The sequence below is a fragment of the Pseudomonas sp. N2-3-1-14 genome, assembly GCF_041228395.1.
Lineage (GTDB): Bacteria > Pseudomonadota > Gammaproteobacteria > Pseudomonadales > Pseudomonadaceae > Aquipseudomonas.
Genome location: NZ_CP166199.1, coordinates 1213056 through 1235635 on the forward strand (window position 1 = coordinate 1213056; position 22580 = coordinate 1235635).

23 protein-coding genes are annotated in these 22580 nt (G+C 61.9%); 12 read left to right on the forward strand and 11 right to left on the reverse strand.

Annotated elements, in window-relative coordinates; all coding sequences use genetic code 11:
* Positions 1 to 52: 52 nt before the first annotated feature.
* Entirely contained in the window at positions 53 to 709 is a 657-nt protein-coding gene (locus AB5I78_RS05585; protein ID WP_145161287.1) for an alpha/beta hydrolase, read from the reverse strand.
* 347 nt (positions 710 to 1056) lie between these two features.
* Here AB5I78_RS05585 and AB5I78_RS05590 point away from each other — a divergent pair, with 347 nt between their 5' ends.
* From AB5I78_RS05590 to AB5I78_RS05605, 4 genes are all read left to right on the forward strand, one after another.
* Positions 1057 to 2088, forward strand: a complete 1032-nt coding sequence (locus AB5I78_RS05590; protein ID WP_106579519.1) for an amino acid ABC transporter substrate-binding protein — start codon at positions 1057 to 1059, stop codon at positions 2086 to 2088.
* Between the two features lie 72 nt (positions 2089 to 2160).
* Positions 2161 to 3342 (forward strand): amino acid ABC transporter permease, encoded by a 1182-nt coding sequence (locus tag AB5I78_RS05595; protein WP_369300945.1) that lies wholly within the window; start codon positions 2161 to 2163, stop codon positions 3340 to 3342.
* Positions 3343 to 3352: 10 nt separating this feature from the next.
* Positions 3353 to 4450 (forward strand): amino acid ABC transporter permease, encoded by a 1098-nt coding sequence (locus AB5I78_RS05600; protein WP_145161290.1) that lies wholly within the window; start codon positions 3353 to 3355, stop codon positions 4448 to 4450.
* Positions 4451 to 4461: 11 nt separating this feature from the next.
* Positions 4462 to 5226: an amino acid ABC transporter ATP-binding protein gene (locus AB5I78_RS05605; protein WP_003171943.1), complete on the forward strand. Its 765-nt coding sequence runs from the start codon at positions 4462 to 4464 to the stop codon at positions 5224 to 5226.
* Positions 5227 to 5278: 52 nt separating this feature from the next.
* Here the strand turns inward: AB5I78_RS05605 and AB5I78_RS05610 are convergent, their stop codons facing one another.
* Together AB5I78_RS05610 and AB5I78_RS05615 are read right to left on the reverse strand one after the other, a co-directional pair.
* Positions 5279 to 5767, reverse strand: a complete 489-nt coding sequence (locus AB5I78_RS05610) for a type II toxin-antitoxin system MqsA family antitoxin (protein WP_369300943.1) — start codon at positions 5765 to 5767, stop codon at positions 5279 to 5281.
* Positions 5764 to 6075 (reverse strand): type II toxin-antitoxin system MqsR family toxin, encoded by a 312-nt coding sequence (locus tag AB5I78_RS05615; protein WP_145161294.1) that lies wholly within the window; start codon positions 6073 to 6075, stop codon positions 5764 to 5766. Before AB5I78_RS05615 ends, AB5I78_RS05610 begins: the two co-directional genes overlap by 4 nt.
* 159 nt (positions 6076 to 6234) lie before the next feature.
* Between AB5I78_RS05615 and AB5I78_RS05620 the strand changes: the two genes are divergently transcribed.
* A complete protein-coding gene (locus tag AB5I78_RS05620) occupies positions 6235 to 6894 on the forward strand; it encodes a FadR/GntR family transcriptional regulator (RefSeq protein WP_369300941.1) in 660 nt (219 codons plus the stop codon).
* Positions 6884 to 8149: a CynX/NimT family MFS transporter gene (locus AB5I78_RS05625; RefSeq protein ID WP_369300940.1), complete on the forward strand. Its 1266-nt coding sequence runs from the start codon at positions 6884 to 6886 to the stop codon at positions 8147 to 8149. Before AB5I78_RS05620 ends, AB5I78_RS05625 begins: the two co-directional genes overlap by 11 nt.
* Positions 8150 to 8232: 83 nt before the next feature.
* Here AB5I78_RS05625 and AB5I78_RS05630 read toward each other — a convergent pair whose 3' ends face one another.
* From AB5I78_RS05630 to AB5I78_RS05665, 8 genes are all read right to left on the reverse strand, one after another.
* Complete coding sequence (locus AB5I78_RS05630; RefSeq protein ID WP_369300939.1) at positions 8233 to 8853, reverse strand: DUF1120 domain-containing protein; 621 nt, start codon at positions 8851 to 8853, stop codon at positions 8233 to 8235.
* A gap of 34 nt (positions 8854 to 8887) precedes the next feature.
* Positions 8888 to 9532: a DUF1120 domain-containing protein gene (locus tag AB5I78_RS05635; protein ID WP_369300938.1), complete on the reverse strand. Its 645-nt coding sequence runs from the start codon at positions 9530 to 9532 to the stop codon at positions 8888 to 8890.
* A gap of 17 nt (positions 9533 to 9549) precedes the next feature.
* Positions 9550 to 10671: a DUF1120 domain-containing protein gene (locus AB5I78_RS05640; RefSeq protein ID WP_369300937.1), complete on the reverse strand. Its 1122-nt coding sequence runs from the start codon at positions 10669 to 10671 to the stop codon at positions 9550 to 9552.
* A gap of 8 nt (positions 10672 to 10679) precedes the next feature.
* Positions 10680 to 13127 (reverse strand): fimbria/pilus outer membrane usher protein, encoded by a 2448-nt coding sequence (locus AB5I78_RS05645; protein WP_370004335.1) that lies wholly within the window; start codon positions 13125 to 13127, stop codon positions 10680 to 10682.
* A gap of 126 nt (positions 13128 to 13253) precedes the next feature.
* Complete coding sequence (locus AB5I78_RS05650) at positions 13254 to 13952, reverse strand: fimbria/pilus chaperone family protein (RefSeq protein ID WP_370004730.1); 699 nt, start codon at positions 13950 to 13952, stop codon at positions 13254 to 13256.
* A gap of 28 nt (positions 13953 to 13980) precedes the next feature.
* Complete coding sequence (locus tag AB5I78_RS05655; protein WP_369300934.1) at positions 13981 to 14607, reverse strand: DUF1120 domain-containing protein; 627 nt, start codon at positions 14605 to 14607, stop codon at positions 13981 to 13983.
* Positions 14608 to 14747: 140 nt separating this feature from the next.
* Positions 14748 to 15371, reverse strand: coding sequence for a DUF1120 domain-containing protein (locus AB5I78_RS05660; RefSeq protein WP_369300933.1), 624 nt, complete (start codon positions 15369 to 15371; stop codon positions 14748 to 14750).
* Between the two features lie 73 nt (positions 15372 to 15444).
* Complete coding sequence (locus tag AB5I78_RS05665) at positions 15445 to 16074, reverse strand: DUF1120 domain-containing protein (RefSeq protein WP_145161312.1); 630 nt, start codon at positions 16072 to 16074, stop codon at positions 15445 to 15447.
* 399 nt (positions 16075 to 16473) lie between these two features.
* On the opposite strand from AB5I78_RS05665, the gene AB5I78_RS05670 reads away from it, so the two are divergent.
* The 6 genes from AB5I78_RS05670 (at position 16474) to AB5I78_RS05695 (ending at position 22561) form a co-directional block, all read left to right on the forward strand.
* A complete protein-coding gene (locus tag AB5I78_RS05670; RefSeq protein ID WP_369300931.1) occupies positions 16474 to 17304 on the forward strand; it encodes a response regulator in 831 nt (276 codons plus the stop codon).
* A gap of 205 nt (positions 17305 to 17509) precedes the next feature.
* Positions 17510 to 18145, forward strand: a complete 636-nt coding sequence (locus tag AB5I78_RS05675; protein WP_145161315.1) for a response regulator transcription factor — start codon at positions 17510 to 17512, stop codon at positions 18143 to 18145.
* A 91-nt stretch (positions 18146 to 18236) separates the two neighbouring features.
* Positions 18237 to 18707: a nuclear transport factor 2 family protein gene (locus AB5I78_RS05680; RefSeq protein ID WP_242194563.1), complete on the forward strand. Its 471-nt coding sequence runs from the start codon at positions 18237 to 18239 to the stop codon at positions 18705 to 18707.
* 36 nt (positions 18708 to 18743) lie between these two features.
* Positions 18744 to 19019, forward strand: a complete 276-nt coding sequence (locus tag AB5I78_RS05685) for a GIY-YIG nuclease family protein (RefSeq protein WP_025855645.1) — start codon at positions 18744 to 18746, stop codon at positions 19017 to 19019.
* 76 nt (positions 19020 to 19095) lie between these two features.
* Positions 19096 to 20031, forward strand: a complete 936-nt coding sequence (locus tag AB5I78_RS05690; protein WP_145161319.1) for a glutathione S-transferase family protein — start codon at positions 19096 to 19098, stop codon at positions 20029 to 20031.
* Positions 20032 to 20140: 109 nt separating this feature from the next.
* A complete protein-coding gene (locus AB5I78_RS05695) occupies positions 20141 to 22561 on the forward strand; it encodes a TonB-dependent siderophore receptor (protein WP_369300930.1) in 2421 nt (806 codons plus the stop codon).
* Positions 22562 to 22580: the final 19 nt, after the last annotated feature.

Consider the following 22580-nt stretch of genomic DNA (forward strand, 5'->3'; position numbering starts at 1 on the left):
GAATCGGGCGCGGCGTAGTGCGTTGGTCACACGGCTACATAATGTGCAGTTTTCAGCCCAGGCGAGCGGTCAGCCAGGTTCCGATGTCGTGTATCTCCTGGGGTAACACTTCGTGCCCCATTGGGTATTCCTGCCATGTCACGGTGACACCACGGCTCTTCAGATGCTCGTAGGCGCTGCGGCCCATGGCGTTCTGCACCACATCATCGTACTGGCCGTGCAGGCACAGCGCGGGAATGCGTTGTTGGCTGGCGGATAATTGCAGCTCATCGCCAAAGGTGGGGGCGTAAGTGGAGAGGGCAATGACGCCGCCCAGCGGGCCCTGCCATCTAAGGAAGGCGGTGTGGAATACCACGGCGCCACCCTGGGAAAACCCGGCAAGGAAAATACGCGAGGCGTCTATTCCGGTTCTCTTCTGCTCCTCGATCAGGTCCGTGACCATGGTGGTGGATGCTTCCAGCTCTTGCAGACTGATCGAACGGGCCGGGCTCATGGCCTTGATGTCGTACCAACTGGGCATCTCGTAGCCGCCATTGATGGTCACCGCACGCGTCGGCGCCTGAGGCAATACAAAGCGCGTGGTCAACAATGTTTCCTGCAGCGCCTCGGCCACCGGCAGGAAGTCGTAGCGATCGGCACCCAGGCCATGCAACCAGATTACGCAGGCGTCTGCGGGCTTGGCGGGCTGAAGAATCAAGGGTTCGGTCATGTCTGCTCCATTAATGTGCGTGCGCTCCGATTGGGTGCGTCGGAACGGTGCGTGATGGGTTGATCTGTTAAGAGAATGTCGCAAGGTTGAATCTTTTCCTATTGACCATGGGCTGAAACGACTCAGCCATCACTCTGGTACGGGCCTTGCTATGTGTAGGTCGATGTCAGGACTAACTCACGACGGTAACACTATCAGTGACTGCCGCTTGTGGGATAGCAACTGGAATTACTGCGACAACTTCATGCCGCTTGACCCTAAAAAAAGCCAACACGGGTCGATATCGCCTCATAAGGGTGCGCTGAGGTTCGAGCTCCGACACAACAAGAGCAAAACTGGAGGTTTGAATGAAGGTATTGAAATCCACCCTGGCCATCGTGTGCGCGGCCGCCGTATTGGGTGTCAGTGGTTTCGCCCAAGCCGGCGCAACCCTGGACGCTGTGCAGAAGAAAGGCTTCGTGCAATGTGGCGTGAGTGACGGCCTGCCGGGTTTCTCGGTGCCGGATGCCAGCGGCAAGATCCTGGGGATCGACGCTGACGTGTGCCGCGCTGTGGCAGCTGCCGTTTTCGGTGATGCGACCAAGGTCAAATTCAGCCAGTTGAACGCCAAGGAGCGTTTCACCGCGCTTCAATCCGGCGAAGTCGACATCCTGTCGCGCAACACCACCATGACCAGCTCTCGCGATGCCGGCATGGGCCTGAAATTCCCGGGCTTCATCACCTACTACGACGGTGTTGGCTTCCTGGTTAACAACAAGCTCGGCGTGAAAAGTGCCAAGGAACTGGACGGTGCAACCATCTGCATCCAGGCCGGTACCACCACTGAGCTGAACGTGTCCGACTACTTCCGCGCCAACAACCTCAAATACACCCCGATCACCTTCGACACCTCCGATGAAAGCGCCAAGTCGCTGGAATCCGGTCGTTGCGACGTGCTGACCTCCGACAAATCCCAGCTCTACGCACAGCGCAGCAAGCTGGCTTCGCCGAAAGACTACGTGGTGCTGCCGGAAACCATTTCCAAAGAACCACTGGGCCCGGTCGTACGTAACGGCGACGACGAGTGGCTGGCCATCGTGCGCTGGGTTGGCTACGCCATGCTCAACGCTGAAGAAGCCGGTATCACCTCGAAAAACGTCGAAGCTGAAGCCAAGTCCACCAAGAACCCGGACGTTGCCCGTCTGCTGGGTGCTGACGGCGAATACGGCAAAGACCTGAAAGTGAAGAAAGATTGGGTTGTACAGATCGTCAAGCAAGTCGGTAACTACGGTGAAGTGTTCGAGAAAAACCTCGGCAAAAGCACACCACTGGAAATCGACCGTGGCTTGAACGCACTGTGGACCAACGGTGGCATTCAATACGCACCCCCTGTGCGCTGATCGTTGATGGTTCTATCACCCGGTGGGCCAACCACCGGGTGATGTTCTGTTCCATTATTTGCGGGGCACTTCATGCAAAATCAAATCGGCGCACCCAAGCAGAAGCTCAGCTTCAGCGACCCTAAAGTGCGTGCGTGGCTCTTCCAGATCATCACGATTGTGGCGGTCGTCGCGCTGGGCTGGTACCTCTTCAACAATACGCAGACCAACCTTCAACACCGGGGCATTACCTCGGGGTTCGACTTTCTTGAGCGCAGTGCCGGCTTCGGCATCGCTCAGCACTTGATCGACTACACCGAATCGGACAGCTATGCCCGCGTCTTTGTGATCGGCCTGCTCAACACCTTGCTGGTGACCGTGATCGGTGTGGTCCTGGCGACCCTGCTCGGCTTTATCATCGGCGTGGCGCGTTTGTCGCCCAACTGGATGATCAACAAACTGGCGACGGTGTATGTGGAAGTATTCCGCAACATCCCACCGCTGCTGCAGATCCTGTTCTGGTACTTCGCGGTGTTCCTGACCATGCCGGGGCCGCGCAACAGCCATAACTTTGGTGACACGTTCTTTGTCAGCAGCCGTGGCCTGAACATGCCGGCAGCGATTGCCGCCGACGGTTTCTGGCCGTTTGTGGTCAGCGTCGTTGTCGCCATTGTGGCAATCGTGCTGATGGCTCGCTGGGCCAACAAGCGCTTTGAAGCCACCGGCGTACCCTTCCATAAGTTCTGGGCGGGTCTGGCGTTGTTCATTCTGATCCCGACGCTGTGCGCCCTGATCTTCGGCGCGCCACTGCACTGGGAAATGCCCACGCTGCAAGGCTTCAACTTCGTGGGCGGCTGGGTACTGATCCCCGAACTGCTGGCATTGACCCTGGCGCTTACCGTCTACACGGCCGCGTTTATTGCCGAGATCGTGCGTTCGGGCATCAAGTCCGTCAGCCACGGCCAGACCGAAGCCGCGCGCTCCCTGGGCCTGCGCCCTGGGCCGACGCTGCGCAAGGTCATCATCCCGCAAGCCCTGCGGGTGATCATTCCGCCGCTGACCAGCCAATACCTGAACCTGGCGAAAAACTCGTCGTTGGCCGCCGGTATCGGCTACCCGGAAATGGTGTCGCTGTTTGCCGGTACGGTGCTCAACCAGACCGGCCAGGCCATCGAGGTTATTGCCATCACCATGAGCGTGTACCTGGCGATCAGCATCAGCATTTCCTTGCTGATGAACTGGTACAACAAGCGCATTGCGCTGATCGAGCGGTGAGGAAACGCACATGACTTCGCATACTTTCAAACCTGATATGCCGCCGCCGAACAAAGTCTTCGGGCCGATGGCATGGATGCGCGCCAACCTGTTTTCCAGCTGGCTGAACACCTTGCTGACCTTGTTGGCGTTTTACCTGATCTACCTGATCGTGCCGCCGATCCTGCACTGGGCCATTCTTGACGCGAACTGGGTCGGGACCACGCGCGCAGACTGCACCAAAGAGGGCGCCTGCTGGGTGTTTATCCAACAGCGCTTCGGGCAGTTCATGTACGGCTACTACCCCGGCGACCTGCGCTGGCGCGTGGACCTGACCGTGTGGCTGGCCATCGTTGGCGTGGCGCCGTTGTTCATCTCGCGTTTTCAACGCAAGGCGGTCTACGGCCTGAGCTTTCTGGTGCTGTACCCGATCATTGCGTACTTCCTGCTGCACGGCGGCGTCTTCGGCCTGACCAACGTAGCCACCAGCCAGTGGGGCGGCCTGATGCTGACCCTGGTCATCGCCACGGTCGGTATTGCCGGCGCCTTGCCGCTGGGCATTGTGCTGGCGTTGGGGCGGCGTTCGAACATGCCGGCGATTCGAGTGGTCTGCGTGACCTTCATCGAGTTCTGGCGCGGCGTGCCGTTGATCACCGTGCTGTTCATGTCCTCGGTGATGCTGCCGTTGTTCCTGCCCGAAGGCATGGGCATCGACAAACTGCTGCGGGCGCTGATCGGCGTGATCCTGTTCCAGTCGGCCTACGTGGCGGAAGTGGTGCGGGGTGGTTTGCAGGCGATTCCCAAGGGGCAGTACGAAGCCGCTGCGGCGATGGGCCTGGGTTACTGGCGCAGCATGGGCCTGGTGATTTTGCCGCAGGCCTTGAAGCTGGTGATTCCCGGCATCGTCAACACGTTTATTGCGCTGTTCAAGGACACCAGCCTTGTGATCATCATCGGCCTGTTCGACCTGCTCAACAGCGTCAAGCAAGCTGCCGCCGACCCGAAATGGTTGGGCATGGCCACTGAAGGCTACGTGTTCGCCGCCCTGGTGTTCTGGATTTTCTGTTTTGGTATGTCGCGCTATTCCATTCATTTGGAACACAAGCTCGACACAGGCCACAAGCGTTAGGAGTTGTTGTTATGAGCGAAGCGATCAAACAGCCTGTGAGCCCTGAAGGCATTATCCAGATGCAGGGCGTCAACAAGTGGTACGGCCAGTTCCATGTGTTGAAAGACATCAACCTCAACGTCAAGCAGGGCGAGCGTATCGTGCTGTGCGGCCCGTCGGGTTCGGGCAAGTCCACCACCATCCGCTGCCTCAACCGTCTGGAAGAGCATCAGCAAGGGCGCATCGTGGTCGATGGCGTGGAACTGACCAACGACCTCAAGCAGATCGAAGCGATCCGCCGCGAAGTCGGCATGGTGTTCCAGCACTTCAACCTGTTCCCGCACCTGACCATCCTGCAGAACTGCACGCTGGCGCCGATGTGGGTGCGCAAGATGCCCAAGCGCAAGGCCGAAGAAATTGCCATGCACTACCTGGAGCGCGTGCGCATTCCGGAGCAGGCCCACAAGTTTCCGGGGCAACTGTCCGGCGGCCAGCAACAGCGCGTGGCGATTGCCCGTGCGCTGTGCATGAAGCCGAAAATCATGCTGTTCGATGAGCCAACGTCGGCACTCGATCCGGAAATGGTGAAAGAGGTGCTGGACACCATGATCGGCCTGGCCGAAGACGGCATGACCATGTTGTGCGTGACCCACGAAATGGGTTTTGCGCGCACCGTGGCCAATCGCGTGATCTTCATGGACAAGGGCGAGATCGTCGAACAGGCGGCGCCGAATGACTTCTTCGACAACCCGCAGAATGATCGGACCAAGTTGTTCTTGAGCCAGATTTTGCATTGATCGATGTTTGAAACGATAAACCCGGCCTGGTGCCGGGTTTATTTTTGCCTGTCTAGGAGGCCTTGAGGGCTTGCCGCGTTTCGTTGTTGAGGCTGTAAGTGAAGGCGTTGCGCAGGTCTGCGCCTTCGGCCAGTTCGGTGGCGTCGGTGAGCAAGTGGGGGTAACGATCCAGCAGGCGCATCAGCACCATCAACGGTTTTGGCGGCGTAATTTCGCCGCGTTCGTAGCGTGAGAGTGCGTTGTGCCCGCCACCGGAAAGCACCGCTACGGTTTGTTTTTGCGTGAGGTGCAGCTTGCGGCGGATACGCTTCAATTCGGCGCCCATCATGCGCCGGGCGGCGTGGAGCAGATCATCACCGGCCTTGGCATGGCGTTCGCAGCTATCGGGGTCGTACATGCCGTCTTCGCACACCTGGCATTCCCAGCCCGAGAGATCATCAATGCGCCGCTCCATACCTTTTACGCACAGGGTTTCGCTGCGGCCTTCAAAGCGTGTCATGGCGTCGGGGGCGCCACAGATATAGCAATGTTGGGTGTTCATGGGTTCATCCCTTTGAAGGAGATCACCGGTGGGTTACTGCCGGAGCAGTAAGTGACCTTGATGTAAATCTCCAGACCATGTGAATGGATGTGGTAGACGTCATGCCAGACGCGGTGATCGGCATAGGTGGTCATCGATTTGTACAACATCCTGTTGTGCAGTTTGAAAACGATCGCTTGCATCTCAGTGAGATCAAGGTCGAGAGCCTCTGCGGTTCTCTTTGCCGCCCGTGTGAAAGCCTTGGCACCAAGCCGCCTCACATCCGCCTTTATCACCGCCAGATCGTAATGAGGTGTGTACTTTTCCATAAGACACCTGAGTCCAATAATTACCCTATAAGGGTAATTTTACTAATCGAAAATTCAGTTCTTTTTGCCGCCTACGAACCCTAGTGCGTTGCCTTTGTAGGCAAGTCTGAATAGGCTGTAGGAAAATTCATCCTATGATTGGACGAAAGCGCAAAATCCATGACAGACATCGCCCCTCTGATCAAACGTTCCCTGGTTGACCAAGCCCTGGAGCAACTGCGTCGACGTATCACTGAAGGCAAATGGGCCATCGGCGAGCGCCTGCCCACCGAGCCTGAGCTTTCCGCCGAGCTGGGCATCAGCCGCAATACCGTGCGCGAGGCCATGCGTGTATTGGCGTTTTGCGGCTTGATCGAAATTCGCCAGGGCGACGGCAGTTATTTGCGCTCGATGACCGACCCGCTGGGCGCAATGCGGGCGTTGTCCCATTGCACCCTGGAGCAGGCGCAGGAGACCCGGCAGATTCTCGAAGTGGAGGCCATCGGGCTTGCGGCGTTGCGCCGTACTGAGGCCGATCTGAGTGTGTTGCGCGACGCACTCAAGGCCAGCGCCGAGCTGTACCACGGCGACCTGGAGGCTTATATCAGCGCCGACCTGGTGTTCCATAAACACTTGGTGGACGCGGCGCACAACCCGGCATTGAGCGAGCTGTACCAGTACTTCTCTGCCATCGTCGCCGCCCAGTTGCGCCAGACCCTGAACATCTCACCGCGTCGCCAGGCCGTGTTTGACCTGCATATCGCCTTGCTCGACGCCGTGGAACAGCAAGATCCGGAACGCGCCAAATCCCTCTGCCGGCAGTTGATCAATGAACCTTGAAACCAAACGCCCGACTGAACTCGAAGAATTATTAATCGACGCCGAAGCCGATGACGACGTGGTGCAGCACACCCCGCCGGTCGTCGCGCGGCCGTGGCTGTTACTGCTGGGCCTGATTCTGGTGGCACTGAACCTGCGCCCGGCATTGTCGAGCATGTCGCCGCTGCTGGCTGAAGTCTCCCGGAGCCTGGGGTTGTCGGCAGCCAAGGCGGGTTTGCTGACCACCTTGCCGGTGCTGTGCCTGGGCCTGTTCGCACCAATGGCGCCGATCCTGGCGCGGCGCTTCGGTGCTGAGCGCGTGGTGCTGGGGATTCTGTTGACGTTGGCTGCCGGGATCATTTTGCGCAGTGCCTTCGGCGAGGTCGGGCTGTTCGCCGGTAGCCTGATTGCCGGTGCAAGTATTGGCATCATCGGCGTGCTGCTGCCGGGCATCGTCAAGCGTGATTTCGCCAAACAGGCCGGCACCATGACCGGCGTGTACACCATGGCGCTGTGCCTGGGCGCCGCGTTGGCTGCCGGCTCGACGGTGCCGCTGAGCAAGCATTTCGGTGACAGCTGGAGCATCGGCCTGGGCTTCTGGATTCTGCCAGCGTTGGTGGCGGCGGCGTTCTGGTTGCCACAGGTCGGGCAAAAACACGGTGCCCATCAAGTTGCGTATCGCGTGAAGGGGCTGCTGCGTGATCCGCTGGCCTGGCAGGTAACGGTGTACATGGGCCTGCAATCGTCGCTGGCCTATATCGTGTTCGGTTGGTTGCCATCGATTCTGATCGGCCGCGGCCTTAGCGCGACCCAGGCGGGCCTGGTGCTGTCCGGCTCGGTCATCGTGCAGTTGGCCAGTTCCCTCGCCGCACCTTGGCTGGCCACCCGCGGCAAGGACCAGCGGCTGGCGATTGTGGTGGTGATGCTGTTGACCCTCGGCGGCTTGTTCGGCTGCCTGTACGCGCCCCTTGATGGCCTGTGGGGCTGGGCGATCCTGTTGGGCCTCGGCCAGGGAGGCACTTTCAGCCTGGCGTTGACCTTGATCGTGCTGCGCTCGCGCGACTCACATGTCGCGGCCAACCTGTCGAGCATGGCCCAGGGTTTTGGCTACACCCTGGCATCCCTCGGGCCGTTCGCGGTCGGGCTGGTGCATGACTGGACGGGCGGCTGGACGGCCGTAGGCTGGATCTTTGCCGTGATCGGCGTGGGCGCCATCGTCGCCGGGTTGGGCGCGGGCCGTGCGGTGTACGTGGGCGTGCGCAGCGAGAAGGTATAGCGAGATAGCCTGTGAGGAGCAGTAAACCTGCTCCCGTGCCAGGCAAGCTTGGGCGCTACCCCAAGCGCTGCGCTTTTCAGGCGTTACAGGTACCGCATTTCCAGGGTGGCCGAACCGTCGATGGGCGCTTCGTTACTCAGGTCCATCCCGTCGGTGCGGTTGATGAGGGTTTGCACCTCCAGGTCGGCGACCAGGTCTTTGGTCGGCAGCGGTTGGCTGGCGTCGTTCATGGCGGCGATGGACATGTACAGGCCCGGATCGAGGAACCTTTCCTTGTTCCACGAACTTCCCTGGTCAGTGGAGCCAATGGTCTGCACCGGCACATTGTCGGCGAGCGGGTTACTCAGCATCAAAATGTAATGCCCAAGCTTCTGATCGCCATTGATCAAGCCCAGGCCGTAGTCGCTGGGGTTGTCGGTTGAGCCGACGCGGTTATCCACGCCATACAGGGCGAACGCCGTTGCGGCCTCACAGGTGACGGTCAGGCTCAGCGTATGGTTGCCGATGATGGTGTATTTGGCCGGGTTCAGGTCCTTGGCGGAAATCTTGCCGTGGTCGATCACCCCACCATTGGACAGGCTCGGCGTGCACGCGCTGGGCGTGATCAGGCCCTTGACGGTCAGCTCGGCAGTGGATGCCGCCGAAGCGCCTGTGGAAGTGGCCAGTAATAGCGCAGTGGTCAAGACAGGGAAAAGCTTGTTCATTTAGCGGGTACTCCTAGGGTTGGAAAAGGTGGTGTTACAGATAAGTCACTTCCAGGGTGGCGGAGCCATCCATGGGAATGTCGGTGCTCAAGTCCAGGTTCTGCTTGGCGTTGATCACTGCTTCCAGGGTCAGTGTGCTGTTCAGGGTCTGGATGCCGGAGGGGCCTGCGGTGCTGCCTTCCAGATCGGTAAAACCCAGCAGGCTTTTGGCGCCGATGTCGATTGGGTTGCGGTTGGAGGTGCGCCAGGCCACGCCGCCGGTGGTGGACTCGGTGCCGTAGATGTACGGCACGGCATCGGCCACGGTCTGCTTGGGGTCGAACTTGAGCGAGTACACACCGACCTTGTTGCCGCTGCCGTCCAGGCCCAACCCGTAGTAAATCTCGCTGTTGACGTGCGCCGTGCCGTCGCGGTTGTCGCGCATGCGCAAGGCGTAGCGGGCGGCGCCGTTGCACGTGACGGTCAGGTTCAGGGACTTGAGCGGCAGCCGTGTGCCGGTTGTGAGGTTAAGGTCTTGCTGGGAGATTTTGCCGAAGTCGACCAACCCTGCGGCTGACAGGGTTGGCGTGCAGGCCATCGGCGTAATCAGCCCATCGACCCTCAGTTCTACGCTGGAGGCGGCGAGGCTCAGCGGGTTGAAGAAGATGAAGGGCGCGAGAATCAGATATCGAAGGGTCATGAGGGCTCCGGGAGCGCTTACAGGTAGGTGATTTCGAGCGTGGCCGAACCGTCGAGCCGAACCTCAGTGCTCAGGTCCAGGCTGTCGAGTGGTGCAACAAATGCCTGCAGGCTCAGTAAAGCGCTCAGGTTTTGCAGGGCCTCGGGGCCCTGAGTGCTGCCGGCCGCCGGGGTAAACCCCAGAAGGCTGCGTGCGCCAACGTCGATGGGACTGCTGTTGGCAATGCTCCAGGCCGAGCCGCCCGTGGTGGAGTCGGTGCGATACACCTGGGAGAAGCTGTCGGCGCTGACCTGGGCAGGGTCGACCGTCAGGTAGTAGCGCCCGATTTTCTGCCCGCGTGTATCCACGCCCAAGCCATAGGCGGTTTCATCCAGGCCGCCGGTGGCGGAGCCGTCGCGGTTGTCTTTCATGACCAGGGCAAACGGGGTCGGCCCGTCACAGGCCACCGTGAGCGTCAGCGGCCGGGCCGGCAGGCGTGTGTCCTGATCGTGGCTCAAGTCGTTGATCGACAGCTTGCCAAAGCTCACCGTCCCCCCGTTGGACAGCCCGGGCGTGCAGGCCGCCGGCGCAAAGTGCGCTTGCAGGCGCAGCGCCCGCGAGCGCCCGGAGCCGGTAGCCTCAATCCGCCCGGTGGTGTCCCAGGTGACGGCATCGCGCACAGGCGTCGCACGCTCCTCGGCATAGGCACTGACTGCCAGTTGCAGGGAGAAACTGCGGCCATGCGCGGGCAGGCCGTTGAGCATTGGTACGATGCCATGCTCGGGGCGCCAGTCCAGGGACTGGGCGCTGGCAATCGGCGGCTGGCCGCTGGCCGCCAGCAAACCCAGCGCTACAGCGCGGCCGTCCAGCAGGCCACCGTGTACGTGCACGCGGTAGCTGCCGCCCTGGGTGAAGCGCAAACGCTCGGCGCTGGCGGCCAGGCCGCGGTAGAACACGCTGAGGTCGCTGGTCTGCGGGCAGTCCAGGGTCATGCTCAGGCGCCGTTCACCCAGCAGTCGTTCTGGGCCGTGTGCCGGGTCAATGGTGCGACGAATCGAGCCAAAATCCAGCAGCGACTCACTCACGTCCAGTCGGCAATCGTTCTGGGCCTGGGCGGTGCCCGTCAGTAGCAGGGTGGCGAGGCAGTAATGACGTTTCAAGAGAGTCCTCACAGGGGCAGGCAGCGGGCGGTGGCGGTTTCGAAATACACGTCGGGGTCGGCCTTTTGCGGCAGCTCAAAACGCAGGGCGCAACGCGGCTGCCCAGGGCCCTTGATCCATAGCGGCCGAGGGTCGAGCACATTGGGCAGGAATACCTGGTTGCCCTCCTGCACCAGCGTGACGAACTCGCCGCCGTCGGTGGTGACCGTCGCGCCACGCGGCACCGGCCGGTCAAGGGTCAGCAAGGCCCGACGTGTGAGGGCGACGCCGAACTCAAGCCGGTCGACGGCGCCGCGCCCTGCCGACACCACGGCCAGGCCATTGCTGATGTCGGCATTGCGCGGCAACGAGCGCGTCTGCACTTCCACCGGGCTACGGTCATAGGCGCTGATCTGCGGCACCACGGCCTGGCCTTGCCAGTCGGTCCACACCGGGCCGCTAGGCGTACTGACTTTGACGCCGGACATCTGGCCCACCGACAGCAGCGCAAACGTGTCGCGCACCGGGTAGGGCGACAAGGTCACGCCGTCGCCATGCACCACCACACCGCCGCGCGCGCCGCCCTGGTAGCTGGAACGCGCGTCGCTGGAGCGGCTGTAGTTGAAGTCCAGCTGACTGTAGAACGGCAGGGCGGAAACCCCGAGGGACGACTCGACCTCGCGGTCGCGGCTGTCATGTTCAACGCCCACCCGATAGGCCAGTTGGTCGTTGAGCGGTTCGTTGAGGCCGACGCCGATGCGGTGCTCGCCCCCGGAGTTACGCACCCAGGTGCGGCCTCGACGGTTCTCGCCCAGGGGCAGGCTGAGGTTCAGGTACAGGCTGTCATCGTTGTAACGGCGGCCGCCCATCTGCCATTCGGCGGTGGCGGACAGCGATACGCCGCCCACTTGCGTGCCCCACGACGCCAGTGCCCGGCTGCTGCTGTCGCCGGCAAACGAGGCGGCGCGCGACACGCCGAGGCTGAATGCTCCCAGCCATGGATGCGCCCAGGAGACCGTGGCGCTTTGCTGATCGCGGTAGCGTGAGCGCTGCTGCTCGCGGGTATGGGCGGCGTAGGTCGATTCGCTGAGGTCGCGATAGCCCTCGCTGCGCCAGGCATTGGCGGCGCTGATGGCCCAGCGTTCACCCACTTGCTGAGACCACGAGAGGTCCACCTGCACGCCGCGCGCTTGCGTCTGGCGAGTTGCCTCGGCGACCACCACAGCCCCTTGCAACTGGCTGTTCTGCCAGGGCAGCACACCCAGGTTGGCCCCGGCCGAGCGATAGTTTTCGGCCGCCAGCAGGCCGCTGCCCAGAGTGATCAGTGGGTGGACCGCAGCCGTCCACCCGGCGCTGACCACCCAGGGTTCGGCGCCATTGCTGTCGCCGAGGTTGCGCACCGTGCCTGCGGCCACGGCGTAACCCGGTGCCGGCAGACCCAGTCCCAGCATCGCCGCCGGCACGCTGAAGCGCCGTTCTTCGCCGGAGGCTTCCTTGACCGTCACTTCCACATCGGAGCGCCCGTTCAGGCGCGGCACATGGCTCAGGGAAAACGGCCCCGCGGGAACCACTGTGGAGTGAACCAACGCACCGTTTTGCCGCACCTCTACCTGGGCCGGGCCGTTGGCGATGCCATCGATCGTCGCGCCCTGATCCTGGTCTTGCAGCGCCTGCTCGGTGAGCACTTGCACGCCGGTGATCGGGGCTCCCGCCAGCACCGGGTTGTAGAGGTTGATCTGCCCGGCCTGCAACACCGCCTGCTGGCGGGCAAAGGTCCGCTGGGCGTAGGCGTCCAAGTGGTTGCTGCGCGAGGCGCCATCCTGCCAGGTCTGTACCTGGCGGCTGCGCACGATCCAGTCGCCGGCGTTAAAGCCGACTTCGGTGTTGGCCGAGCCGAACCGGCTGCTGCTGTCGCCGAACTCGTTGTGCAGGCCGGTCACATCGTAGTTGAGCAAGGCTGCGAAACCGCCGGTGCTGTAGCCGGAAACGTCCTGTGGCGCAACGCGCAACGCCTGCGTGGGCACTACCAGCGACAGAGCCAGGCTGGCCGGGTCGGATTCGATCACCGTCTGGGGGTAGTGCTCGACAAAGGCGTGGCAGGCGTCAACGCGGCGTGGCGGCGCGACCAACTGACCGGCTTGCAACAAGGCGGCGTCAAAGCACAATGCGCCGTGGTCATCGAAGCTGACGTCGACCCGACCGCGCCGTTGGCCGTTGACCTGCAGGTTGACGGCGTGGCGGCCGCGGGTAAAGCGCGGCGTGTCCAGCAGCAGGCTGGCCAGTTGCGGGTCGATGCCACGCTGGTGCAGGGTCTGGTGGTCGAACGAACCGGTTGACGGCGCGTCGTCTGCCCAGGCCTGTTCGGCCAGCAGCAGATGGCTGAGCGCCCATGCGATGCCGCCCAGTTGCACGAGTGACGGGCGCGGCATAACGCCGGACAGGGCTTCGCCGTCACGGTAATTCATGACTGTGTTCACACAATTACACTCGTTTGATGGAAGCCCGAGGCGAGGGTTTCGGACGCGCCAGGCGGTCTTCCCGGTGACCTTCGCAGGAGGTCACTTCGTTTTATAGAGGCGTCGCCGCGGGTCGACGCGGTGGGATCAAGGCGTGATGGGGGCCTCGTAGGGCGCGACAGCAAAGCCATACACCGTGGCCGGCTGCAGGCGTACTGACGTCGCCCCCGTACCCTGGGCCGCGACCGTCAGGGTTTCTCCCGGCAGCACGTACGTGCGCGGCAGCAAGGTCGAGCCGTTGCCGGGCAACAGCCGCACCGCCTGCGCAAGGCGCACCACGTACGGTGTGGGGTTGCGCACGCTGAGTCGGTCGCCGTCCAGGTGCCAGGTCAGGCCCAGCCACGGCTCACGGTTGGGTGCCAGCCCCTTGGGATGCAGGATCACCGGCAGGTTCTGGCGCACCGTGACGCCCACTTGGGCGCGCGCGGCCTCGGCGCCGGCACGTTGCTGGGGCATGCCTTCGAACACCACCCGTTTGAGCCGTTGGGTTTTAAGCGGCTCGTCCGCTTGCAGGATGAACCGCACCAGCTGACGCTTGCCGGGCTCCACCCGCGACAGCGGCGGAGTGACGAACAGCAAGGTGGCCTGGTCTTCGGGGATGTCTTCGAGGGTCACGTGCAACAGGGCCAGTTTGCTGTCGGTATTGGTCACGGACACGGCCGCTTCGCCGTCCGCCTCGTGCACGATGACCACCGAGGTGTCCGGCACCATACCGTCGGCCAGCGCCGCGGCAGAGCACCATAAAGCGAGGCCGGCACAACCGGCGCGTATCCAGGAAACATGCATCGTCATCTGAGGACTCATTCACTAAGGGTTACAGGTACTTGAGGTCCAGGGTGATCGAACCTTGCAAAGGCACTTCTTGCTTCAGCGTCAGGCTATTGGCCGGGCTGATGGCGGTGTCCACCCGCAGGCTGGCGACCAGTTGCCTGATGGGGATGGGCACCAGCGTGTCGAAGTGGGCAAAACCCATGGCGTGCCTGGGATGTGCATTGGGCTCGGGGTACCAGGTGCTCCCGCCGTCCGCGGAGCTGATCACCTGCAGGGCGCCGCCGTCGCCCACCGGCCCGCGCAATGACAAACCCACCGACCCCAGGCGTTCGCTCGGCGCATGAACGTTCATGCCCAAGCCGTACAGAACGTCGGGCTTCACAGAGGAGTCCGGCTGATTGTCGATACCCACCAGTGCAAACAGCGTCGGCCCTTCACAGTTGATGCTCAGGCCCATTTGCCGGCTGGGCAGTGAGGTGAATTCACTCGGTCTCAAGGTGCGCGCCGGGATCTTGCCGTAATCGATCAGGCCGCTGTCGGACAGCGACACGGTGCAGGCCTGGGGTGTGATCCGGCCGGTAACGCTCAGGTCCACGGTTGAGGCGGCGAAGGCCGGCGTCAGGTGCAAGGCGAACAGCGTGAGCGCCCGGGTGATGATCGATGGGTTCATTGCGTCGTTATCACAGTGGGGGGTGGGTGCCGCCAGTTACAGGTACAGCACTTCAACGGTGGCATCGCCATCGATGGCCACTTCGTGGGTAACGTCATCCTGCTGGTGTGGGCGATGACGCCGCCCACGCAAGGGCGGGCTTACCAGTACTTCACTTGCAGCGTGGCATGACCATCGATGGGCATTTCATCCACCAGGTTCAGGTCGGTGCCTTTTACCAGGGTGGTGAAGGCGCTGAGTCGGGCGGTCAACACCTTCACGGCGATCGGGGCGTTGAGGTTGTCGGCGGCGGCGAAAGCGGTCAGCCCGGCATGGCCCAGGTACGTCGAAGGACGCCAGTCGGCACCGCCGTTGCTGGATAAGAGGGTGCGCACCGGCACGTTGTCGGCGACCGCATCCAGTACGCTGAACGCCACGCTGCCCAGCATCTGGTCGTCATTGACGCTGCCCAGGCCATGGCTCGCCGGGTGGATGGCCGATGTGCCGGAGCGGTTGTCGACGGTGGTCAGGGTGAACAGGGTTTCTGCCTCGCAGGTGACCTCCAATTGCAGGTTGACGGTCTCCAGGCGGGTAGGCAGTTGGGGATCGAGGTCCTTCACCGTCAACCTGCCATGATCGACGACGCCACCACTGGACAGGTTGGGCAAGCAGGCGCTGGGCGTGATCAGGCCGGTGATCCTAAGGTCAGTGGCGCTGGAGGCAAATGCCTGGGGAATGACGGCCATCAGCGCCGTGAACACTGGGGCGAGGGTGCGATGGTTCATGTAAAACCTCCAAGTAGGGCGATGCGCGCGAGGCTGATCCGATGCGTCATGGCATCGGGTCAGCGAGCCTTGTTTACAGGTACTTCACTTCGATCGTGGCGGAGCCGTCGAGGGGCACTTCATTGCTAAGGTTCAGGTCTTGCGCAGGCACAATCTGGGTCATGACGGCCAAGTCAGTGATCAGGTCCTGAATAGGCACGGGGACATACAGGCCACCGGAAACACCGCCGAAACCGGCCAGGTTGCCGCTGTACCAATATTCACCATCAATCGCGCTCCAGGTTTGCCCGCCGTTGTTGGACTCAAGGGGTATGACGCCGACGTTGTCCGCAACCGGGTTCACCAGCTCAAGGTGGTAGGTGCCGATTTTCTGCGTGTTATCGATCAAGCCCAGCCCATAGCCCGTCGCAACGACGGCTGAGGACGCTCGGTTGTCGTTGCCGTTCAAGCCAAACAAGGTCTGTGCATCGCAGTTCACACGCATCTGCAAGGTCACGGCTGGCAGATCAGTGGGGGTGCCTTGATTGAGGTCCTTGGCGGAAATCTTGCCGTGATCGACGATGCCGTTGGCGGACAAGGTTGGTGTGCAGGCACTCGGGGTGATCAGGCCTTTGACGATCAACTCCACCGAGCTTGCGGCAACAGCCGGGCCTTGATGAGCGGCCACTAAAAAGAGGGCGAGTGCTGCTAGGGACTTATTCATGTCGTGAGGTTCCGGTGCAAGGATTGCTGACTGTGCCTCAGGGCAAACAGCCATGTGTGTTGCGACCGTGGGGAGGACAGGCCGCGCCCCTTGTTGGGGTGCGGCGAATTTATAGAGGGGGGCGAGGCGGGGAAATACAACAAATACGAGAGTAGGCGGATAGCGCAAAGGCGCATTCGCTTATGTCAGAACCGGCTGTTGTTTACGTAGGAATTGTGAAGTTTCGTAGTTTTTGTATCGTCCAGGCGCAGTCATTCGAATACGTTTTGCGCCGCTGAGCCGTCATAAAAAAATCAAAAAGATGGTTCAGAATGCCGCGCCCGATCGGCCAGAGCGCGGCCGTTTCCTGCACGCATGGCGTGCCATCATCGTCCGTCGATACGGTAAGTTGAGGTAGTCATGTCATCAGGCATTCCCCCAGGCAGCAGGGGTGGGGATGACTCGCGGGCGTTGACCACCGCGCCTGCCTGTTGGCAACGGCTCAAGGTGTTGGTTGTTGACGACCATCCAGCCTACTGCCTGCTGATGAGCGGAACCCTTGACCGCCTCGGCCTGGGTCACCAAGCGTGCAGGGACGGGCGAGCTGCGCTGGCCGCCCTGGACGTGCAGCACTTTGATCTGATTCTGACCGACTGCCAGATGCCGCTCATGGACGGCTATGCCATGACGCGCGAAATCCGCCGCCGCGAACGTGAGGCGCTGTCGACGCGACTGCCCATCATCGGCCTGACCTCAAACCTGGGCCCTGACGAAGTCCGCCTGTGCCTGGAAGCCGGCATGGACGCGTGGCTGATCAAACCGCTGACTTTTTTGCAGCTGCACCACGTCTTGGTCTATTGGCTGGACCAAGCCCACGTGGGCGCATTCGAGCAGGGCACAAAGGCACAGGCATTGGTCGGGCAAAAAGGCTGGCCAACCCGTACGACGCTGGTGCAAATGTTTGGCCGCAGCGAAGTGGTGGACAGCATGCTTGGCAGCCTGATCCATGAAGCTCGCCAAGACCTGCGCGCGCTGTCGGGCGCGGTGATGCGCCTTGATGGCGCCGAAACCGTTCAACACCTGCACCGCTTGATTGGCAGCGTGGCCTTTCTGGGCGTCACCTCGCTGGAAAAACGCGGCCTGCAACTGATGACGCGGGTAAGTGGCGACGGTGTGGCCACGCATGCCCGCGACTTGATCCGGTTGCGCCAGGACCTGGTGCGTTACCTGGCGTACTTGTCCGCGCTTTGATGACGCAGGCTTTCATCGGGTGTGAAGGAAGATTTCGCCCTGAGCTGTAGCTTCTTTCTGACGGCCTGCTCTGTTTGTTTTGTAGGTATAACTCTCGACAGCCACGAATGCTGCACGGGCTGCCCTGGCTGGTTTTCTTGGCGGTTGTTGCCGGCCACATCCGGCGCTATTTTGCGTAGGTCAAGTTGCCATCATGGTGGGTCTCATGCTTCGCGTAATAATTGCTGACGATCATCCGATTGTGCGTATCGGCCAAAAAGTCGTGATCGAGGCCAGTGGAAAGTGCAAGGTGGTCGGCGAGGCCGACGGCCCCGATCAACTGCTGGCGGTGCTCGACAGCACGCCTTGTGACCTGCTGGTGACCGACTTTGCCATGCCGGGCAATCAGCAGGCTGATGGGTACGGCCTGTTGAGCCTGATGCAACGCCAATACCCGCGATTGCCAGTGATTCTGGTGACCATGTTCGCCAACATCGCCACGCTGCGCGCTTCCTTCGCACAAGGCGCGCGGGCCATCGTGGCCAAGAGTGCCTCAGCCAGGGAGTTGCCGCAGGCCATCAAGGCCGTGAGCGAAGGCCATACCTTCGTCAGCGAAAGCCTGCGGGTGCAGTTGGTGGAAGCTGGCACCGGCGACCAGCAAGCCGTGCCGCAGTTGTCCGGCAAAGAGCGTGAAGTGGTGCGCATGCTCGCCAGCGGTATGACCGTCAGCCAGATTGCCGCCCGGGTCAATCGCAGCATCTCGACCATCAGCAAGCAAAAAAGCACGGCCATGAGCCGGTTGTGCATCTCCACCGACGTGGATTTGTTCGCCTACGCTCGCAGCAGTGGCATGGTGCCGTAAGCGTGGTCATTTGCGCGGCGAATGTCGGTAGCCTTACCGGCGCTGGCGGCTTATCGTGCGCCTACCTTTTCGATGCCTGCGGAGCCTGCCCATGAGTGATGCCCACAACGCCCTGATCACCGAGTTCTACAGTGCCTTCCAGCGCCTGGATGCCGAAGCCATGGCCGCCTGCTACACCGACGATGTGGTGTTCAGCGACCCCGCGTTCGGCGAGCTGCGTGGCCGTGACGCAGGTGACATGTGGCGCATGCTCACCACCCGCGCCAAGGATTTTTCCCTGACCTTCGACCACGTGCGCAGCGATGAGGCCACCGGCAGCGCGCATTGGGTGGCGACGTACCTGTTCAGCGCCACCGGCAACACGGTGGTCAACGATATCGGCGCGCGGTTTGTGTTTCGCGATGGCAAGATCTGCGAGCACCACGATCACTTCGACCTGTGGCGCTGGTCGCGCCAGGCACTGGGCCTCAAGGGGTTGTTGCTGGGTTGGTCGCCTGCGTTGAAAAACGCCGTGCGCGCCCAGGCGCTTAAAGGCCTGAAGGCATTTCAGGCCGGTCGTTGATAAGATTGGCGCTCCTCTGGTTTGCCGAAACGACCTGTGACTGATCTTCCTGAACCCAAACCCTGGTTTGTCTACCTGGTGCGCGCGGCCAATGGCTCGCTGTATTGCGGCATCAGCAATGACCCGGTGCGCCGCTTTGCTTCTCACCAAAGCGGCAAGGGCGCGCGGTTCTTTTTGTCCAGCCCCGCGGTGGCATTGGTGTACACCGAGCAATGCGCGAGCAAGGGCGAGGCGCTGCGCCAGGAGCGGCTGATCAAAAAGCTCAAGAAGAGCGCCAAGGAGTGCCTGGCGGCGAGCGGTTCATTGATTTGACTGATGGGTTCCCATCGCCCGCATGTGGGGCGTTGCAGGCTAAGCTAGCGGCTCACTTACTTGAGCTGAGCCTGGCATGTCTGAGTTGATCCTGCACCACTACCCGCAATCCCCCTTTGCTGAAAAAGCCCGCCTGATGCTGGGCTTCAAGGGCTTGTCCTGGCGCTCGGTGTTTATCTCGCCGGTGATGCCCAAGCCTGACCTCACGGCCCTCACCGGCGGTTATCGCAAGACGCCGGTGCTGCAAGTCGGCGCCGATATCTACTGCGACACCGCCTTGATCGCCCACCGCCTCGAGCAGGAAAAGTCCGCGCCAGCGCTGTTTCCCCAAGGCCTGGAGCTGGTCACGCAAAGCTTCGCCGCGTGGGCCGATTCGTTGGTGTTCTCGCATGCCGTTGCGCTGGTGTTCCAGCCCGAATCCCTGGCCGTCAAGTTCGCCAAGGTGCCGCCGCAGATGCTTGACGTGCTGGTGGCGGACCGCGCCAAACTGTTCAGCGGCGGCACTGCCACCCGCGTGCAATTGGACCGGGCCAAGCACCAATGGCCGACGATCATCAGCCGCATCGATCAGCAATTGCAGCACCAGGCAGGTGACTTCCTGTTCGGCGAGCCGTCGATTGCCGACTTTGCCCTGGCGCATCCGTTGTGGTTCCTCAAAGGCTCGTCAGTGACGGCGCCGCTGGTGGATGCCTATCCCGCTGTCGCTGCCTGGCTGGACCGTGTGTTGAGCTTCGGCCATGGCACTGCCAGTGAGATGAGCGCCGAACAGGCCTTGGAAGTGGCGCGTAACGCGACGCCTGCGGCCTTGCCGGATGAACTGTTCGAGGACTTGAACGGCTTCAAGCCGGGCCAGCAGGTGAGCATTTGCGCTACCGACTACGGCACCGATCTGGTGGCCGGCGAGTTGCTGTTCGCCGGGCGTGAGGAGTTGATCCTGCGGCGTACCGATGAACGCGGCGGCACCGTGCATGTGCATTTCCCACGGTTGGGGTTCCGCATTCAGGCGCAGTAAATAAAATTATTTTCAAAACAATGTGAGGTAAATCCACCGCCCATCCGTGTAGTGCTTGAAACTGCGATCTATTCGCATTAACAGCGTTTTCTACACGGGTTCTCACAGCATGAAATCGACGGCGGGCGGTTGGGTAAAACAGTGGCTGGGAGCCTCGGTACTGGCGGTGTCGGGGCTGGCGTTGCTGCCCCTGGCCGTGGCGCAGGCGCAGGAGCAGCAAAGCGCCCAGTTCAACTTTGCGCTGGCAGCCAAGCCGCTGCCCCAGGCCCTGAGTGATTTCAGCCGCGTCACCGGGATCAGCGTGATCTATACCGATGAAGCGCCCTACGGTCTCAGTGCTCCTGCCGTCAGCGGGCAAATGAGCGCGACCCAGGCCCTGCAACGCCTGCTCGGCCATTCAGGCTTTACCTTCCGCCAGATCGACGCCCACACCTTGGCCCTTGAACCTGTGCCCACCGACGGCGCGGTCAACCTCGGCGCCACCACCATCAGCGGCACCGGCCAGGCCCAGGACAGCACCAGTTACCAGCCACCGCCCACCAGCTCGGTGATGCGCTCCCATGGCCTGTTGCTGGAAACCCCGCAAACCGTCAACGTGGTGCCCGCCCAAGTGCTGCGCGACCAGACCCCGCGTAACCTGGATGACGCCCTCGCCAATATCAGCGGCATCACCCAGGCCAACACCTTGGCCAGTACCCAGGATGCGGTGATGCTGCGCGGGTTTGGCGATAACCGTAATGGCTCGATCATGCAAGACGGCATGCCCGTGGTGCAGGGGCGTGCGTTGAACTCCACCGCCGAGCGCGTTGAAGTGCTCAAGGGCCCGTCGTCATTGTTGTACGGTATTCAAGACCCGGGTGGCGTGGTCAATATCGTCAGCAAAAAGCCGGAACTGACCCAATCCACCTCCCTGACCGCACGTGGCTCGACCTTCGGCGATGGCAAGAACGGCAGTGGCGGTAACCTCGATACCACCGGCCCGATTGGCGACAGCGGCCTGGCGTACCGGCTGATCGTCGACCATGAAGACGAAGATTACTGGCGCAATTTCGGCACCCACCGCGAGACGCTGGTGGCGCCGTCCCTGGCCTGGTACGGCGACACCACCAAAGTGGTCTTCGCTTACGAGCACCGCGAATTCCTCTCGCCGTTCGACCGTGGCACCGCCATCGACCCCAAGACCAATCACCCGCTGAACATCCCCGCGACCCGGCGCCTGGATGAGCCGTTCAACAACATGGAAGGCCGCTCCGACCTGTATCGCCTGGAAGTCGACCACGACTTGAACGACGATTGGAAGGCGCACTTGGGCTACAGCTGGAACCGCGAGACCTATGATGCCAGCCAGGTGCGCACGGTTTCGGTCAATTCCAACGGCACCCTGACCCGCAGCATGGACGGCACGCGGGGTGCGCTGACCACCGATCGTTTTGCCACGATGAGCCTGGAAGGCAGCGTCAACGTCGGTGGCATGCAGCATGACCTGGTGTTTGGCCTGGACGATGAGTACCGCAAGATCTACCGCGCCGACTTGATCCGCCAGGCGCAACGCAGCGCCTTCAGCTACCTCGATCCGGTCTATGGCAGGGACGTGCAAGGCACCACCGTCAGTGCCAAGGACAGCGCCCAGACGGACCTGCTGCGCAGCGACTCACTGTTTTTCCAGGACGCCATTCACCTGACCGATCAGTGGATCCTGGTGGGCGGTGTGCGCTATCAGATGTATGACCAGTACGCCGGCAAGGGTGTGCCGTTCACGGCCAACACCAACGGCAATGGCCAGGCGTGGGTGCCGCGCGCCGGCCTGGTGTACCGCTACACGGATGAGTTGTCGTTCTACGGCAGCTACACCGAATCGTTCAAACCCAACTCCACCATCGCCGCCTTGGCTGACGGCAGCACCTTGACCGGCGACCTCACGCCTGAGGAGTCCAAGTCGTGGGAGCTGGGCGCCAAGCTCGACATCCCGGGGCGTATTACCGCCAGCGCGGCGTTGTTCAATATCGATAAGCGCAACGTGCTGGTCTCGGTGGGATCAGGGGCCAACACCGTTTACAGCATTGCCGGCCAGGTGCGCTCCCGTGGCCTGGAACTGGACGCCACCGGCCAGTTGACCGACCAATGGAGCGTGATCGGCAGCTACGCCTACACCGATGCGCTCGACACCAAGGACAAAGACCCGACGCTTGAGGGCAACCGCCTGCAAAACGTGGCCAAGCACACGGGCTCGCTGTCGGCGGTCTATGATTTCGGCACTATTTTCGGTGGCGACCAACTGCGGTTGGGCGCAGGCGCCCGTTATGTGGGCGAGCGCGCAGGCGATGCCGCCAACGATTTCAACCTGCCGGGCTACACCGTCGCCGACGCGTTTGCCACCTATGACACCAAGATCGAAGGGCAGAAGGTCAAGTTCCAGCTCAACGTGAAGAACCTGTTCGACCGCACGTACTACACCTCGGCCGCGAGCCGGGTGTTTGTGTCGCTGGGCGATGCGCGGCAGGTGTCGGTGTCCAGTACGCTTCAGTTTTAATCTGTCAGACGGGCTGCTG

Bases quoted from the DNA above. Each gene is read 5' to 3' on its own strand.
- AB5I78_RS05610 (WP_369300943.1), bottom strand. From the start codon at position 5,767: ATGAACACCCAACATTGCTATATCTGTGGCGCCCCCGACGCCATGACA.
- AB5I78_RS05680 (WP_242194563.1), top strand. From the start codon at position 18,237: ATGAGTGATGCCCACAACGCCCTGATCACCGAGTTCTACAGTGCCTTC.
- AB5I78_RS05630 (WP_369300939.1), bottom strand. From the start codon at position 8,853: ATGAACAAGCTTTTCCCTGTCTTGACCACTGCGCTATTACTGGCCACT.
- AB5I78_RS05620 (WP_369300941.1), top strand. From the start codon at position 6,235: ATGACAGACATCGCCCCTCTGATCAAACGTTCCCTGGTTGACCAAGCC.
- AB5I78_RS05600 (WP_145161290.1), top strand. From the start codon at position 3,353: ATGACTTCGCATACTTTCAAACCTGATATGCCGCCGCCGAACAAAGTC.
- AB5I78_RS05665 (WP_145161312.1), bottom strand. From the start codon at position 16,074: ATGAATAAGTCCCTAGCAGCACTCGCCCTCTTTTTAGTGGCCGCTCAT.
- AB5I78_RS05695 (WP_369300930.1), top strand. From the start codon at position 20,141: ATGAAATCGACGGCGGGCGGTTGGGTAAAACAGTGGCTGGGAGCCTCG.
- AB5I78_RS05650 (WP_370004730.1), bottom strand. From the start codon at position 13,952: ATGCATGTTTCCTGGATACGCGCCGGTTGTGCCGGCCTCGCTTTATGG.
- AB5I78_RS05635 (WP_369300938.1), bottom strand. From the start codon at position 9,532: ATGACCCTTCGATATCTGATTCTCGCGCCCTTCATCTTCTTCAACCCG.
- AB5I78_RS05590 (WP_106579519.1), top strand. From the start codon at position 1,057: ATGAAGGTATTGAAATCCACCCTGGCCATCGTGTGCGCGGCCGCCGTA.
- AB5I78_RS05670 (WP_369300931.1), top strand. From the start codon at position 16,474: ATGTCATCAGGCATTCCCCCAGGCAGCAGGGGTGGGGATGACTCGCGG.
- AB5I78_RS05625 (WP_369300940.1), top strand. From the start codon at position 6,884: ATGAACCTTGAAACCAAACGCCCGACTGAACTCGAAGAATTATTAATC.
- AB5I78_RS05605 (WP_003171943.1), top strand. From the start codon at position 4,462: ATGAGCGAAGCGATCAAACAGCCTGTGAGCCCTGAAGGCATTATCCAG.
- AB5I78_RS05585 (WP_145161287.1), bottom strand. From the start codon at position 709: ATGACCGAACCCTTGATTCTTCAGCCCGCCAAGCCCGCAGACGCCTGC.
- AB5I78_RS05615 (WP_145161294.1), bottom strand. From the start codon at position 6,075: ATGGAAAAGTACACACCTCATTACGATCTGGCGGTGATAAAGGCGGAT.
- AB5I78_RS05595 (WP_369300945.1), top strand. From the start codon at position 2,161: ATGCAAAATCAAATCGGCGCACCCAAGCAGAAGCTCAGCTTCAGCGAC.
- AB5I78_RS05675 (WP_145161315.1), top strand. From the start codon at position 17,510: ATGCTTCGCGTAATAATTGCTGACGATCATCCGATTGTGCGTATCGGC.
- AB5I78_RS05690 (WP_145161319.1), top strand. From the start codon at position 19,096: ATGTCTGAGTTGATCCTGCACCACTACCCGCAATCCCCCTTTGCTGAA.
- AB5I78_RS05655 (WP_369300934.1), bottom strand. From the start codon at position 14,607: ATGAACCCATCGATCATCACCCGGGCGCTCACGCTGTTCGCCTTGCAC.
- AB5I78_RS05660 (WP_369300933.1), bottom strand. From the start codon at position 15,371: ATGAACCATCGCACCCTCGCCCCAGTGTTCACGGCGCTGATGGCCGTC.